General features: G+C 28.8%; 13 protein-coding genes. 10 read left to right on the forward strand and 3 right to left on the reverse strand.

The annotated features are described in order from the left end of the window. Positions 1-137 precede the first annotated feature (137 nt). The gene (locus JAO71_RS15345; RefSeq protein ID WP_203001671.1) at positions 138-2,105 is read right to left on the reverse strand and encodes a putative porin; all 1,968 of its coding nucleotides are present in this window, start codon (positions 2,103-2,105) and stop codon (positions 138-140) included. A gap of 146 nt (positions 2,106-2,251) precedes the next feature. Here JAO71_RS15345 and JAO71_RS15350 point away from each other — a divergent pair, with 146 nt between their 5' ends. The 4 genes from JAO71_RS15350 to JAO71_RS15365 all read left to right on the forward strand — a co-directional run bounded on the left by JAO71_RS15350 (position 2,252) and on the right by JAO71_RS15365 (position 8,872). After that, complete coding sequence (locus tag JAO71_RS15350; protein WP_028290560.1) at positions 2,252-2,851, forward strand: ribonuclease HII; 600 nt, start codon at positions 2,252-2,254, stop codon at positions 2,849-2,851. A 32-nt stretch (positions 2,852-2,883) separates the two neighbouring features. Further along, positions 2,884-5,301 carry a ribonuclease HII gene (locus tag JAO71_RS15355; RefSeq protein ID WP_203001673.1) on the forward strand — a complete coding sequence of 806 codons (2,418 nt, stop codon included), beginning with the start codon at positions 2,884-2,886 and terminating at the stop codon, positions 5,299-5,301. 140 nt (positions 5,302-5,441) lie between these two features. Further along, positions 5,442-6,035, forward strand: a complete 594-nt coding sequence (locus JAO71_RS15360) for a hypothetical protein (RefSeq protein ID WP_203001675.1) — start codon at positions 5,442-5,444, stop codon at positions 6,033-6,035. A 71-nt stretch (positions 6,036-6,106) separates the two neighbouring features. Beyond that, positions 6,107-8,872 carry a CHAT domain-containing protein gene (locus tag JAO71_RS15365; protein WP_203001677.1) on the forward strand — a complete coding sequence of 922 codons (2,766 nt, stop codon included), beginning with the start codon at positions 6,107-6,109 and terminating at the stop codon, positions 8,870-8,872. Here JAO71_RS15365 and JAO71_RS15370 read toward each other — a convergent pair. Both JAO71_RS15370 and JAO71_RS15375 read right to left on the reverse strand, forming a co-directional pair. Continuing rightward, positions 8,869-9,591, reverse strand: a complete 723-nt coding sequence (locus JAO71_RS15370) for a tetratricopeptide repeat protein (protein WP_203001679.1) — start codon at positions 9,589-9,591, stop codon at positions 8,869-8,871. The two genes, JAO71_RS15365 and JAO71_RS15370, sit on opposite strands and share 4 nt — an antisense overlap. 1 nt (position 9,592) lies before the next feature. After that, entirely contained in the window at positions 9,593-10,162 is a 570-nt protein-coding gene (locus tag JAO71_RS15375; RefSeq protein ID WP_203001681.1) for an RNA polymerase sigma factor, read from the reverse strand. Between the two features lie 128 nt (positions 10,163-10,290). Between JAO71_RS15375 and JAO71_RS15380 the strand changes: the two genes are divergently transcribed. From JAO71_RS15380 to JAO71_RS15405, 6 genes are all read left to right on the forward strand, one after another. Then, the gene (locus JAO71_RS15380) at positions 10,291-10,641 is read left to right on the forward strand and encodes a hypothetical protein (protein ID WP_116823420.1); all 351 of its coding nucleotides are present in this window, start codon (positions 10,291-10,293) and stop codon (positions 10,639-10,641) included. 22 nt (positions 10,642-10,663) lie between these two features. Beyond that, complete coding sequence (locus tag JAO71_RS15385) at positions 10,664-11,503, forward strand: DUF4412 domain-containing protein (RefSeq protein WP_203001683.1); 840 nt, start codon at positions 10,664-10,666, stop codon at positions 11,501-11,503. 26 nt (positions 11,504-11,529) lie between these two features. Next, positions 11,530-12,141 (forward strand): autotransporter outer membrane beta-barrel domain-containing protein, encoded by a 612-nt coding sequence (locus tag JAO71_RS15390; protein ID WP_203001684.1) that lies wholly within the window; start codon positions 11,530-11,532, stop codon positions 12,139-12,141. A gap of 156 nt (positions 12,142-12,297) precedes the next feature. Beyond that, entirely contained in the window at positions 12,298-12,642 is a 345-nt protein-coding gene (locus tag JAO71_RS15395; RefSeq protein ID WP_116823423.1) for a hypothetical protein, read from the forward strand. A 127-nt stretch (positions 12,643-12,769) separates the two neighbouring features. Then, on the forward strand, positions 12,770-13,339 hold the full coding sequence (locus JAO71_RS15400; protein ID WP_028607259.1) for a hypothetical protein: 570 nt from the start codon (positions 12,770-12,772) through the stop codon (positions 13,337-13,339). A gap of 110 nt (positions 13,340-13,449) precedes the next feature. Further along, complete coding sequence (locus tag JAO71_RS15405; protein WP_028290571.1) at positions 13,450-14,499, forward strand: nucleoid-associated protein; 1,050 nt, start codon at positions 13,450-13,452, stop codon at positions 14,497-14,499. The last annotated feature ends 64 nt before the right edge of the window (positions 14,500-14,563 follow it).

Below are 14,563 nucleotides of genomic sequence, written 5' to 3' on the forward strand. Positions count from 1 at the left end.
GAGCTCTTTTTTGTATTCCGGTCTTTATTATATAAAATTATACTTTTAATATGGAAATAGACCTTTAATGTTGCCATCTACTTTAATAAAAAAAGCGAGTAGTGATAGCCCGACCCTTGGGGAACGCTATTATTAAACTATAAAAAGAAGTTCCAAACTAATCCAAACCTAATCTTGAAGTCTCGAAATGGTTGGTTGGGTGCCGAATAATAATTAGGATCGGTGAAAAGCGCATTGAAATGTTCGGCTTTTAGAAAAATTCTTGTTTGACGGATTTTTGCGTTTACAAAGAAGTCTAATCTAGAGAATCCTCCTAACTCTTGATCATTTTGGGTGTAAAACTCGGATAACAATGGATCGTAACCATCCATATTATATGATGAGAAGTAATTAAAGATTACTCCTGTTTGCAAATACATGGCTTTTTTGAATACATGATTTGAGTAATAAAGCGTATTTCTAGTTACTATTTGTGGTACATTTAATGTATTTGAATCGTCTTGAACGTTTTGATATAATATGGTATTGTCTAATGCAAAGTTTTTGTATTTAACTTCTTTTTCTAATTTAGCTTTTAGGTAGGTTATCTGATCTGTGTTTTGAAAGGGGTTGACTGATCCATTTTCGTCTTTTGCAAAATAAACATAATCTTGTATTGTACTTAGGTCTAATGTTAGACTGACATATTTATTAGATTTTACATTAAATACAAGTTGTTGCGTTTTTACATTACTAAATTGATTGGTCCAATTATAGTTTTTGTAATCACTTTGATATAATAATGTATTAAAATTTGGCGCAACCGAATTTACATTAATAGATGCATTGGCTAGGATGTCTTTATTTAATTGATAGGATGCAGAACCTTTTATATAATTACCATCAAAATCTCCTGATATGTTTAATCCTGCATCTCCTATTATATTAAACCCTTTATAGTGTTTGTTATATTTTGCACCTACGGATAACACATCTCCTTTTAAACGATTGGGTATTGTTGCTTGATTTAATACTACTACTTGATTATAACCATAATTATAATTATTGTGAGTTGCATTAAATTGTAGTTTACCTAATATGGCATTACTATAATTTAATTGTAGCTGATTTGAAAACTGCTCCAACTCGGTTCTATCAGACAAGCTTGTAGATTTAAAAGCTTCGCCAAAATAATCTTCGTCTATACTAGTTTGATCAAATGTATATATTTTATCTTCTAGAGTCATGACGTGTGCTAATTGAAGACGGTTTGAACTTACAGAGTCTTTAGGTCTTATTATATCATAACTCTGGTTTAGATAAAAACGCTTACCTAATAATTTGTTTTCTGCATTTTCAAAATTCACTTCTAAAACACCTCTGTCTGTAAAGTCAGGATCATCAGACTCGAAAAACTCAAGGTTATCGTCTTTTAAACCTCCATTTTCTTCATTAAAAATATCCTGAGACGTAAAATGTGTGTTTAACACGTAACGCTTATTTTTAGTTTTATAACTTGCTGTTAATCTTAAATTACCTGTACTAGTTAATGAGTTTTGATAAAACCCAAGAGACCTCATACCTTTATAGCCTATAGATAGGTTAAATTGCCTTGAGGTATTTGTTGTAAAAAACGCATCTAATTGTTGACCTTGTGTGAAGGCTGTCTTATAATACAACTCAGTTAATGGTGTTGGTACATGATAGTAATTAACATCATTTACCTTTAAATAATTAAAGTGTTTTGCTTTTGCACCATATCCAGGAAGCAAATTAGTGTTGTCAAAATTATAGGTTAATCTATTATAAGTTTGTCCAACATTAGCAAAAGGCATTAAACCAAAATTATCACGTCTTAGGTAATTATATTTATATTCTTTTTTTATACTTAATGTAGTATCTAAATAAGTTGTGTCTCTTGCGGCAGATATTATTAGATAATCTGTAATGACAGCTTTTTTGTCTTTTCCTGATTTGATATTAGCAGACTTTGTACTATCTGTAGCGACTGAACCATCCTTTTGATTAGTAGTATTAGGTTTATTAAGTTGTTTTAATGTTGGCTTTTGTGCATATGTTATACTTGTAAAAGCAAATAAAAGAAAGAAGAAAATTATTTTTTTCATTAAATGGTGACTATTTTAGACCTTTAATTTTAAAGCTGAATCATTTATGTTTGCCAAAAATAGCAAATATCTTTATGGTTTTATGCTTTTAGTTAAGAAAGGCACAAAATTGAAATACTATAACGCAAAACATTCCTTTTTATTTAATGTTGAAATTAAAACATTCCGAGTATAATTTAGAATGCGGAACTGATGAAGCTGGTCGTGGTTGTCTTGCTGGTCCTGTTACTGCAGCTGCTGTTATTTTAAAACCTAATTTTAAAAATACAGTACTAAACGATTCTAAGCAAATTAGCGAAAAAAAACGAGACTTATTAAGACCTATTATCGAGAAAGAAGCTTTATCCTTTGGCTTTTGCCACATACATGAAACTGAAATAGATAGTATTAACATATTAAACGCCTCTATTTTAGCAATGCATAAATCTATAGATGCTATGGATACGACACCAGAATTTATTATTGTTGATGGTAATAAATTTAAACCCTATAATAATATTGATTTTGAAACTATTATTAAAGGTGACGGTAAGTATCTAAGCATTGCTGCTGCTTCGGTTTTAGCAAAAACTTACAGAGACGAATACATGAATAAAATTCATGAAGAGTTTCCGATGTATAACTGGAAACAAAACAAAGGGTATCCAACTAAACAACACCGAGAAGCCATTAAAAAATATGGCATTACAAAATACCACCGAAAAACTTTTAGACTATTACCAGAACAATTGACATTAAAACTGTAACTTATTATATTTGCCTAAATCTTGCACTATCTATGAAACATCTGTGTTACAGTTTATTTATCATTTTATTATTTTCTTGCAACTCTAAAACTTCAAAAAATACTGTTGAAGATTTTATTTATAGTAAAGCAGATGTTGTATTAACCATAAACAATACAGATAATTTTAAAAGTAATACTGCTAACAACCATTTTATTGAACAATTATCCAAAACAAAACCCTACACTGACATAACTAATACGCTGGAAGTCTTAAGTAGATTTAATTTTAACCAACGACTTTATATTAGTTTATTTAAAAACAAAGAAGATAGTTTAGATTACAGTTTTACTACTAAAGTTAACGACTCAACATTTAGTCTAGATAGTCTTGAGCTAACCAAAACTGCAGTTAAATTAAAAAACATTAATGCTCAAAAAATCACGACTAAACAACACACACTATATGTAGCATTACAAAACAATATACTTGTTGGGTCTAATAATAAACAACATTTAGAGTACCTATTTAACCACAAAGAAAAAACCGAAGGCTTAAAAAAAATAATAGCTACACAGGATAAAGACGCATCATTTTCGGTTTATACAAATAACACTGTTTTACAAAGTCCATTTTACAATCCTGATTTACCATTTAAATCATTTAGTAAATATTTGACTTTTGATACAGAAGTCAATCAAAACAAATTAGTTTTAAATGGATTTACAAAATCCAATGACAGCTCTAGCTTGATTAATGTGTTTAAAAACACATTACCACAAGACAACCAATTAGCACAAATTACACCCTCTAATAGTAATGGTTTTTTGAGTATAACTTTTGATCAGTTTACTACTTTTAAGTCTAATTTAAATACTATCTATCCAAGTGATTCCGTAGCAATAGACCAACCTTTATTTAATAATATTATTGAATTTGGTGAAATCTACACTAACTCGTCAAATGCTGTAGTATTAAATAGTCTTGATATAATTGAAACCAATGAAGCTTTGTTAAGTCAGAAGGATCTTATCGAAACTTTTAGAGGTGTCTCTATATTTAAATTTACCAAGCCTAAATTGTTTAATCAGCTATTAAAGCCATTTGTTACATTAGACAATGCTAGCAACTATTGTATTATAGACCAGTTTTTAATTTTTGCTTCCAATACAGAAACCTTAGAAAATATTATTGTTAATTATCAAAACCAAACAACCTTAAATGATCGTGATTATTATAATGACATCAAAAAAGGATTAAGCAGCCAAGCTTCGGTATTACAAGTTATCAATCCGTTTGGACTAGAACAATTGGTGCAAAACAATAGTCAATCAAAACAAAAATTCGACTTTAAAAACTACAAATCTTCAGCATTACAATTTATATATGATACAGATTTTGCTCATTTTAATGCTATTATAAATCAAAGTAAAACTTCTATTTCAAACAATTCAATCACCGAAATGTTTAATATTAAATTAGACCATGATGTTTTAAACCAACCTCAGTTTGTAAAAAATTACCGTAGTAAACAGATGGATATTATGGTTCAAGATGTTAGTAACACACTTTATCTAATATCTAATGATGGTAAAATTATCTGGAAAAAGCAATTACATGGGCCTATTTTAGGGCAAATAGACCAAATAGACATCTATAAAAATGGACGTTTACAATATGTATTTGCAACTCAAAACCGTGTGTATGTAATTGATAGAAATGGTAATGACGTCAGTCCTTTTCCTAAAAAATTTGATGATAATATTACACAGCCTTTAGCTGTGTTTGATTACGATAACAAGAAAAAATATCGCCTTTTTGTTATACAAGATAACAACGTATTATTGTATGATGCTAAAGCCAAACCTGTACCTGGTTTTAAATTTAATAAAACAGAAAAAACTATAAACACACCTCCAAAACATATTAGAATTGGACGTAAGGATTATTTAGTTTTTAAAACCAATGATAAGCTACACATACTAAACAGACGTGGTAAAACAAGAGTGAAAGTTAAGATTGATTTAAATTGGTCAGACCAACCTGTGTTTGAGTATAACTCTAATTTTATTACATCAACAACGGATGGAAAAATAGCTACAATTACTGAAAAAGGGAATGTATCTGTTGGTAGTTTAAACATCACAGACAAACATACTTTAGCATCTACTACTAAAACTTTAATTAGCCAATACAATAACAAGCTTAATATTAAACACCATAATCTAGAGCTTGATTTTGGTAACTATACGCCTGCTAAATTATTTTATGTTAACAACAAAATATATGTATCGACTACAGATACGCAAACGCAAAAAGTACTACTTTTTGATAGTAATGGTGTGTTACAAGATCATTTTCCTGTATATGGTACCTCTGCAATAGATCTTGATAATATTGACACAGATAATAATCTGGAGTTTGTAACTAAAGGCGAAAGTAATTCTGTTTTAGTTTATAAAATAAATTAGTTTAAAAGTTAACCTTCTTAATTTTTAAACATTAATAATAAAAATGCAGTAAATCAACCAACTGTAATTTATTAATAATTAGTTGTGTAGGTTATGCATTATCTATAATTTTAAACTAAATACATATAAATTAATTACTTATGACACTAAAACAAACTTTTTTAATCGCTATATGTTTGCTTTTTATTACAAGCTCATGCGAAGAAAACGATGATAATACAGAACCAACCAATAGTATTACACTTACAGAAACCAATTATTTTTATGAAAACGACGCTTACGTATATGCTTTAAATATTGAAAGAGATCAATTAATTGAATCTATAGAAAATGGCACTTCTAATGATCCAGATGCAGACCAAACTAGAATTGAAACCATAAATTTAATTATTGAAACTACTACAACCAGTATTGGTTTTGGTTTACCTCCATTACCAATCCCTCCAGCTCCTTGTCTTTGTTGGGATATATGGAACGAACAAAAATTTTTAATTGCTGATAATACTGTTTTTGCTATTGAAGCAACTATAATTTCTGAAAATGAAGAACTAATTTACAATGCTAACACTTTAGGAGAAAGTCTTAATATTAATGGTTTTGATATTCCTGCTAAAGCCTATTCTTTTTCAGTAGAGCAAAACGCATATTCTGGTCCAGCTACTTTAAGTATTACTAAAATAAACACGGAAGGAGAACAACCAATCACTTATTCTGTACCTATTTTTATTGAATAAATATATCTTTAAAATAAAAACTTTAAATTTAAGCCTAACTATATGATAGTTAGGCTTAATGTTTTAATGAAATGATAGTATTCAAAAAAAAAATAACTTTTTTAAATTTAATTATTTGTCAATTTATATTTATTTCGGCTTATAGTCAAATTCAGACTAATACAGCTGAATCTTATTTTAATAGTCTATACAAATTCATGTATACTAATCAAGATTCAACCCAACTATATAAACAAAAACTATTAGATCTTTCTGTTAATCAAAATAATGTAGAACAACTTATATACACCTACATAGTTAGTAATAAATCGACATTGATTTTTAATAACATGGACGAACTAGAAAATAATCTTAAAAAATTAGATAGTTTATTTCCTGTAGCAGAAAAAGAGATTGAAGTTTTTAATGACTTTCATGAAGTTAAAAACTCATATTTTCATGATAAAGCTGTATTCAATATAAAAACTTACAATTATAAAAAAGCAAAAATAAATCTTGATAAAATTTTTAAGTATGCTAAAAAAACTCCTGATTCTTTATTAACAGATTCGCATAGAGGTCTTATAGATGTGTCTTACAAAGTAATGGCTAAAATGTATAGTAACAATAAAGAATATGAATTAGCAATACAGTATTTAGATAAAAGTATCCGATTTATTAATTCAAAAAACACAGACCACAAAGAGTACTTGATTAATGGTGTTAATAGGCAAAAAGGCGATATTTATAAAAAATTAAAAGACTATAAAAAAGCGACTTATTTTACAACTAAAGCCTTAAACTATACGCTTAAGCATAATAAATCTAATACTAATCAACTAATTAATGAAGTTTATAATACCGTTGACAACTACCTAGCACTAAAACAATACGATAGTGCTTCGTATTATTTAGAGCAAATCAAACCACTAGCAGACACCAATATACCTTATGGCTTTTTATATTATAAATCTAGAGCAAAACTTAATGAAGCTTTAAATAATACCGAGTCTATTCAGGAAGATTATGATAAAGCATTAGAACTATTAAACAGAAAATGGAACGGTTTAAAACAAGTTGAAATTGCTGAAACACTACAATCATACTCTAATTTTTTGATAAGCAATAACCAATACAATCAAGCTTTAAAGCAAAATGCTGCTGCAATAACTCATGTTTCGGGTAAAGACGTTGTAAATTCTTCCATAAATCAAATTACCTTATTTAAATTATTACAACAAAAAGCATTAATAGCAATGCGTCAAAATCAATCTGATTCAGTAATTAAAAACACATATCAAGCGACACGATTATTAGATACATTAAAGCCTCATTTTAAAAATAAAACAGACAAACTATTACTAATAGAAAATGCCTATTCTGTTTTTGAAAACGGTCTACAAGCCACTTACAACAATTATAAATCCAATAAAAAGAATGCTGTAAATGATGCCTTTTTCTTTTTAGAGAAAAGCAAAAGCACACTTCTACTTGAAGCATTATTGAGTGTTAAAGCAGAAAAATTTGGCGCTATCCCAAATGAGATAATAATTAAAGAAGACATTTATAAAAACACCATTACTAACTTAGAAAAACAATTAAACCAAAAACAAAACGACGTCTTTAAAGACCAATTATTTGAGGTTAAATCAAATTATCGCACATTTTTGGACACTTTAGAAAACAAATACAAAGACTATTATAACTTAAAATACAATGCAGAAGTTACTACTATTAAAACGGTTCAAAAAGAATTAAAACCTAGTACAGCTATGTTATCATTTTTTTACGGAAATGATGCTATTTATGGAGTAATCCTAGATCAAGACAATACTTACTTTGAAAAAATAGAATTAAACCAAGCCTTAGAACAACAATTGAAACTTTTTCAAAAACAAATTAGCAACCCTAAAACCGACATTTTATCATTAAAAAACAATGCTGCTAAACTTTACACTATTTTACTTGCTCCTTTTTTAGATAAAGTTAACCAACCTAATCTTATAATACTAACAGATGGATTACTAAACTATATTCCGTTTGAAAGCTTAGTAAAAGACAACCATTACTTAGTTGAAAATTATGCTGTAAGCTACATAAACTCGGCAACACTTTTAAAAGAATTAGAAAATAAAAAGAGTAGAAAAAACAATTTGTTAGCTTTTGCACCAGAGTTTGAAGGTGATATTTATAATAGTGTTAGAAGTAAAAGTTTACAACCTTTACCACATAGTAAAGTCGAAATACAAAACATAAACCAGTATTACAAAGGAAACCTTTTAATAAATAAAGACGCTAGTCTAGAAAGTTTTAAAACCAATGCTTCAGATTATGGTATTATACATTTAGCGACACATGCTATTTTTAATGATACAAATCCAGAATATTCTTATTTAGCTTTTGGAAACGAAGCGTCTGATTTACTCTATACAGCAGACTTATACAACCTAAACCTTAATGCCAATCTAGTTACACTTTCTGCTTGTGAAAGCGGAATAGGAAACCTTAAACGTGGCGAAGGGTTATTAAGTTTAGCCAGAGGGTTTTACTTTAGTGGTGCACAAAGTATATCTAGCACACTATGGAAAATTAACGATGCTTCTTCTGCAACATTAATGTCAGATTTTTATAAAAACCTTTCTAAAGGACAATCTAAAGACTTAGCCTTACAACAAGCTAAGCTTAATTTTATGAAACAAAATAAAGACAATGCATTATCACATCCATATTATTGGTCTGCATTTATAATATCCGGAAATACTGAGCCTTTAACCTCTACACACTATTGGTTATGGGTTTTAGCAGGAATATTGCTATTAGTCACATTAGGTATACTATTAAAAAAGTATAAAAATTAATCTAGACTATCAAGTAACGTTTTAGCTTCCTTCTTTTTATAATTATAATTTGCAATTAAAGTTTCTAAATATTTAGTAGCTTCGGTTTTATTTTGCTGTTTCAAATTAATTAATGCTAAATACCAATTAGCTTCCGCTTTAAATTGACTCTCGTTGATAGTTGTTTCATGTAGAAACAAATCTTTAGCTTTTTCTAATTCATCCAAACCTAAATACGATTGTGCTTTATAAAAATTAAAATAAGGTTGCTGGTGTTGTACTTCATTAAATTTTTGAATTGCTAAAGTATAGTCTTCGGTTTCATAAGCGACAAAAGCATCTCGTTCAAGACTGCTTGTATCTTCTCCTCTTGTGATAGTATAAACTGTATTTGGATAATTTTTATAATTGGTAGTATATAAATCATTATAATTTACTCCAAAAAAAGCATCGTAACCAAACCAACCAGCTGCTATAAAAAAGACAATAGATGCTGCAATACGCCAATTAAACCAGGATTTGTTACTATGTTGTACAGCACTTCTGTTATTTTCAAAACCTTGTAATTTAGATTTTAAAATCTCACTTTGTTCTGCTTTTATGACTTGCTTAATATTATTTTCAAAATTAAATTGAGCTTTAAATTCAGAGTCCGTTTTTAATAAATTACTAAACATCTGTTCTTGCTCTGGAGTCAAAGTATTAGAAAAATATAGATATAAAAGTTGTTCTTTATCCATGTTATTTGGGATTGCTATTAATACGTTCTTTTAGGGTTTTAAGACATCTAGACTTAGCACTTTTTATAACATTTTCGCTATTGTAGTTACTATGGTTTAAAATGTCTTTAATGGTAAATCCTCTGTAATAAAATAAGTTTAGCAATTCTTGACATTGCTTACCTAAATCTTTAAAATGCTGTTTTAGTAGCTTTTGTTCTTGGGTTAAATCTTCATTTTCAACATCTAAAGTACTTACTAAATCATCAGAATCCTTAACCAAGGATAAACCAAAATTAGAACTTACTTTTTTGTTGTTTTTTTTCATCTTATCAAAGATTAAGTATTTACCAATACTAAATAAATAGGTAGAAATACTGCTTGTAAAACTTTCAATTTTACCGCTCATTACATTGTTATAAAACACGATATAAGCATCTTGGTAGATATCTATAATGTCATCGGTTTCCAAATTATAACGTCTAGCAAAATTTATAAACTTATCTCTATTGTCTTCATACACCTGTTGAAGCGCTTGATCTGAGCCTTGCTTTAAACTTTGAAGCGATATTTCTTCTTGGTTATTTGCCATTTAATAATTGGTTTGGAGAAAAGGTTAACATGTAAAAGTAAAATTAACTTTTTTTTAAAATAAAAAGCATCTAATGTTAACCTTTTTAAAATCAAAATATTAATAAGCGTATTTATAAACTTAAAAAAATGAAAACGCTTCAATTATCAATTATTGCACTATTAACATTTACTATTAATAGTCAAGCACAAAACAATCCAACTAAAACCAAAGATTCGACTACTATTAATTCTAATAACTTCTTGGATAAAGGTACCGAAACATTGACCAGCATTTTTGGCGAAAACCTTGATGGCAACTCTACTGGAAAAACTTTAGGATATATAGAGTTATTAGAAAAATCTGACTTACCAGAAAAACAAAAAATAGAGCTTAAAAATCAATATTACTTATTAGCTAAAGATTTAACTCAAAAACAAAAAGACTCATTAGGTCAAGCTATTGGAAAACAAATAAAGGAAGCTAAAAAAGACGAATAATTAATCCATTAAAAATAAAACAATGAAACTTTTAAAACCATTACTAATAATATTAATATGCTGTTTTACAACACAAAGCAATGCACAAATCTGGAAAAAACTAGCTAAAAAAGCTGAGAAAGCTGCAGAAAAAACTTTAGAAAAGAAAGTTGAACAAAAAACAGAACGTGAAACTGAAAAAGCTTTCGATTCTACATTTAATAATAGTAGTGATTCTAAAACTGCTAATAACAAAAATAATTCACCTTTTGGAACTAGCAAATCTGCCCAAACACCTTCAAGCACATACACCTTTTCTCATAAATATGTTATGCAAATAGAGGATGGAAAACGCACAACAAACTTAGTCTACTATTTAACCAATACTGGAAATTATTTCGGGACTAGTATTCCTGATAAAAAAGGTAAAAATAACATGATAAGTGTTATGGATATTGACAAAAAATCCATGTACATGTTTATGGATAATAAAGATGACAAAACACTTATGTCAATGCGTTTAAATTTTGAAGACACTAACAACGACGCTATTGAGCAATCCGATATTAGCATAATTGCTACCGGAAACACAAAAACCATATTAGGTTATAACTGTGAAGCTTTTAAAGTAAAAGGACAAGACGTGCAAGGTACGGTTTGGGTTACTCAAAACGCAGGAATAACCTTTGTAAAATCCATGTATAATATAAAAGGAAAAAAAAGCAATAATCAATCTTGGATGAAAATGATAGATGGACTAACTCTAGAAATGGATATGGTGGACACCACTAAACGCAAACCTAAATCCATTAAAATGACCTGTATTGCTCTAGATAAAACCACTAAAACTATAACGTCATCTGACTATAAAAAACTAATGTAAACTATTAATTATAAACCAATAACAAAATGAACATTTTTAAAACACTAAGTATTTTACCATTAATTATTTTAAGCTTAAACTGTCAAGCTCAAGACAGTTTTCAAGCTAAAGAAAAAGGCACATTTTTAACTAACGGAAGCATATTAGTTTACAATACTACCCGAAAAATTAACGATAACAAAGCCACAGCTTTTACAACTAATATTACACCAAAAGCAGGTTATTTTATAGCAGACAACCTTGCTATAGGTTTAGAGCTTTCCATTACTACTAATAAAGAAAAACAAGAAGACGAATTTTTTGGAGATATCGAAACCACTACCAATGGGTTTGCAGTACTTCCTTTTGCTAGATATTATTTAGATAATGGTCTTTTTGCCGAAGCTGTTGTTGGCTTTGGATCTCAAAAAACATCTACTGAAAGTGATTTTAGCGAATTAGGAACTTTAGAAACCAAAGCGTCTTCCTTTGGATTTAGAGTTGGTGTTGGTTATTCTTTTTTCTTAGGAGATCATGTCGCTATAGAACCTTCTATAAATTATTCATGGGAAGATATAAATCCAGAAGATGCACCTTCAGAATACAAAGAAAGCTTATCATCCATATTTTTGGGTATTGGGTTGTCAGCCTATTTTTAATCAATAAATATCCCTTAGACTGATTGATAGATTTTTCATTATTTAAGTTAGTTTTAAAAAGCCGAAACAAATGTTTCGGCTTTTTTTATTTTACATGTTAACCTTTACATTGTCAAACCATTAATAAGTGTTATTAATCTAAAAAAACAATTAATTATGGCAACAAAACAATTTACAGTTAACACTTACAAAATGGCATTAGGTTACCAAAGTTCTGCAACATGGAATGGTAAAAAAATTAAAATTCAAGGCTACATTACTTGTTATGGTAAAGATCACAGATTTATTATATACTTCTTACATGACTCAAGTCCTGTACCTGATCCAACCTATATTCCTGCTAACAAAGTAGGAGCCATTTTTTTACCATTTAAAGACATGCCAATATATGTAGATATGGTTAGAAACGAAAAACCCGTTTATGCTTACTTAAATTCTACTAATCCAGAATGGAATAGCATAAAAACCTCTAACGAGCCTGTTGGCGAGGAAGAAAGCTAGAATTAGTCGCTTTAGTTTTTAAAAACCGAAAATTTTTTTTCGGTTTTTTTTATCACTTATGTTAACCTTTCTGTTTTAGATCTATTAATAGGAAAACAAAAACTATTAATCATTTAAAAAAAACACAATGAAACATTTATTATTGAAATCAAAATTTATCCTTGTAGCAATTATAATTGCTTTTAACTTTTCATGTTCAACAGAAGATGGTGCTGAAGGTCCTGCAGGTGCAGACGGAATTGATGGAGTTGATGGTACAGATGGTGTGGACGGAAATGCTAATGTACAAACAATTACTATTGATGCTTCCACTTTTTCAGGTAACTACACCTCTATATCAGTACCAGAAATAACACAAGAAGTCCTAGACAATGATGTTATACTTACCTATTTAACAGATAGTCCTAATTATTGGGTTACAATACCATGTCCTTATGATAGTGTTGCATTTAACTTTTCTGTACACGTAATACACTATTTAGAAGGTGTCGATCTAGATTATAATGATGCATCAGGATCATTTTACAATATTTCTGCAGGAGACCTAACATCTTTAAAAGTTGTAATTATAAAATCTTCATCTGACGCTAGATTTGCAAACAACAATAAACAGCAAACTTATAATCAACTAAGTCAAGCCGGAGTTGACATTACCAACTATTACGAAGTCTGTGATTATTATGGTATCAAATACTAATATTCATATCAAATCACAAAATAAACCGAAGCAAAGTCTTCGGTTTTTTTATGCATTATTATAGCTATATTTAGTAACATTGTATTTTAAAACAAACACCATTTTTAATAATGATTAACCGTAACAAAGCCTCTATTTTAAAGTGTATTATCCACAAAGTAGGAAATAAACATAACGACACTAAAAATGCCTTTTCTGAAAAAGAAATCATTTTTGATGAAGCCAGTTATGAGCTAATGGTTCCTTTTTTATTAAGACCATTTACAAGTTTAGTGCAAAGTCACAGATTTAGTCATCATGCTAATATCGAGTTAAACGAAATCAATGCGTACGCCAAATCCATTTTTGCAGACGACGAAACTTTTGTGGATGTCTCCAAAAATGTAGTTAAGCATTTATATGAGCAATCCACCTCTGCACAAATCAAAACAGGAGATGTTATTGTAGCCTATTTTGAAGGTATTGAACATAACGAAATGGTAATTGATGCTGTTGGTATATTTAAAATAGAAAATAAAACTAACTTTTTCCAAACCTATCTAGAAGACAACAGCTATGATGTATTAGTCCAAAAAGGGATTAACGCAAAAAAAGTAGATAAAGGATGTTTAATTTTAAATACAGGTGATGCAGAAGGTAAAGTTGTTTTAACCGTTGATAATAACAATTATGACGCAGCCTATTGGACAGATAAGTTTTTAAATATCAAATATGCAGATGACTATAATAGTCACACGCAAAACTACCTAGAATTATGCAAAGAGTTTTCTACTGAAATTATTAAAACAACTTACGGAGCCCAAGAGCAAAATACTTTTTTAGCCAAAACAGTTGACTTTTTTAAAGAAAATGAAATTGTTAATGTCGAAAGATTTAAAGATGAAATTTTTGAAGAAGACAAACATTTAGAGCTTTTTGAAAGTTATAAAAAAGAGTTTGAAAGCGAGCAAAATGTCTTAATTAGAAACCAATTTGATGTTTCTGAAAAAGTATTAAATAAAGAAAAAAAGAAAATTAAAACAGACATCAAGCTAGACACAAATATCCAAATTAAATTAGATATAGATGCACCAGATGCTAGTGCAGAATATCTAGAACGTGGTTATGACGAAGACAAAAAAATGCATTACTACAAAGTGTTTTTTAACGCAGAAAATTAAGCTTAAATTCAACAAGTGATTATTAGATAAACATTAAAATTTAGGGTATTTTAGTTGCTATATT

The sequence above is a fragment of the Olleya sediminilitoris genome, assembly GCF_016785945.1.
GTDB lineage: Bacteria > Bacteroidota > Bacteroidia > Flavobacteriales > Flavobacteriaceae > Olleya > Olleya sediminilitoris.

Bases quoted from the DNA above. Each gene is read 5' to 3' on its own strand.
- JAO71_RS15345 (WP_203001671.1), bottom strand. From the start codon at position 2,105: ATGAAAAAAATAATTTTCTTCTTTCTTTTATTTGCTTTTACAAGTATA.
- JAO71_RS15350 (WP_028290560.1), top strand. From the start codon at position 2,252: ATGTTGAAATTAAAACATTCCGAGTATAATTTAGAATGCGGAACTGAT.
- JAO71_RS15355 (WP_203001673.1), top strand. From the start codon at position 2,884: ATGAAACATCTGTGTTACAGTTTATTTATCATTTTATTATTTTCTTGC.
- JAO71_RS15360 (WP_203001675.1), top strand. From the start codon at position 5,442: ATGACACTAAAACAAACTTTTTTAATCGCTATATGTTTGCTTTTTATT.
- JAO71_RS15365 (WP_203001677.1), top strand. From the start codon at position 6,107: ATGATAGTATTCAAAAAAAAAATAACTTTTTTAAATTTAATTATTTGT.
- JAO71_RS15370 (WP_203001679.1), bottom strand. From the start codon at position 9,591: ATGGATAAAGAACAACTTTTATATCTATATTTTTCTAATACTTTGACT.
- JAO71_RS15375 (WP_203001681.1), bottom strand. From the start codon at position 10,162: ATGGCAAATAACCAAGAAGAAATATCGCTTCAAAGTTTAAAGCAAGGC.
- JAO71_RS15380 (WP_116823420.1), top strand. From the start codon at position 10,291: ATGAAAACGCTTCAATTATCAATTATTGCACTATTAACATTTACTATT.
- JAO71_RS15385 (WP_203001683.1), top strand. From the start codon at position 10,664: ATGAAACTTTTAAAACCATTACTAATAATATTAATATGCTGTTTTACA.
- JAO71_RS15390 (WP_203001684.1), top strand. From the start codon at position 11,530: ATGAACATTTTTAAAACACTAAGTATTTTACCATTAATTATTTTAAGC.
- JAO71_RS15395 (WP_116823423.1), top strand. From the start codon at position 12,298: ATGGCAACAAAACAATTTACAGTTAACACTTACAAAATGGCATTAGGT.
- JAO71_RS15400 (WP_028607259.1), top strand. From the start codon at position 12,770: ATGAAACATTTATTATTGAAATCAAAATTTATCCTTGTAGCAATTATA.
- JAO71_RS15405 (WP_028290571.1), top strand. From the start codon at position 13,450: ATGATTAACCGTAACAAAGCCTCTATTTTAAAGTGTATTATCCACAAA.